Here is an 872-nt window from a genome sequence, read left to right on the forward strand (position 1 = left end):
CACGACCAGACGCGCCCCGGGCGCAAACCGAAGATCTCTGCACGCAAGGTCAAGGCTATCGTGGCGCTGACTACGCAGCAACGCCCGGATAACGCGACGCACTGGAGCACGCGAAGCATGGCCGCGGCGAGTGGTGTCAGTGAGGCGAGCGTGCGGCGCATCTGGCACGAGCATGGACTCAAGCCGCATCGGGTAGAAACCTTCAAGCTCTCGAACGATAAACACTTCGCCGAGAAACTGGAGGACATCGTCGGACTGTATCTTGATCCCCCAGAGCACGCTCTGGTCTTCAGTTGCGACGAGAAATCGCAGATTCAGGCACTGGACCGGACCCAGCCGGGCTTGCCGATGAAGCGAGGACGCAGTCAGACGATGACGCACGATTACAAGCGCAATGGTGTGACGACGTTGTTTGCCGCGATGAACACGCTCGATGGCAGTGTCATTGGCCATTGTCAGACGAAGCATCGTCATCAGGAGTGGCTGAGCTTCTTGCGCAAGATCGATCGCAGCACCCCCAAGGACAAGGAACTGCATCTGATTGCTGACAACTACGCAACTCATAAGCACCCCGAGGTAAAGGCGTGGCTGGCGAAGCACCCGAGATTTCGCATGCATTTCACGCCCACCAGCGCCTCATGGCTCAATATGGTTGAACGCTTCTTTCGTGACCTGTCAGAGAACCAGTTACGGCGCGCAGCCTTTCGCTCGGTACCCGAACTCGTGAGCACCATTGAGCGGTACATCGAGAAGCACAATGGTGATCCGAAACCGTTCATCTGGACGGCAAAGGCTTCCGACATCCTGACGAAAGTCACGCGCGCCCGCGCCAAGCTGAATAAGATGCAATCCGTTTGACGCACACCACTAGC

At 57.7% G+C, this 872-nt stretch carries 1 protein-coding gene; it reads left to right on the top strand.

Features of this window, described 5'->3' with window-relative positions:
* On the top strand, positions 1–858 hold an 858-nt coding region (locus tag C9I57_RS32175; RefSeq protein WP_107154520.1), incomplete at its 5' end, for an IS630 family transposase.
* Positions 859–872: the final 14 nt, after the last annotated feature.

The sequence above is a fragment of the Trinickia symbiotica genome (genome assembly GCF_003028655.1).
GTDB classification, from domain to species: Bacteria; Pseudomonadota; Gammaproteobacteria; order Burkholderiales; family Burkholderiaceae; genus Trinickia; species Trinickia symbiotica_A.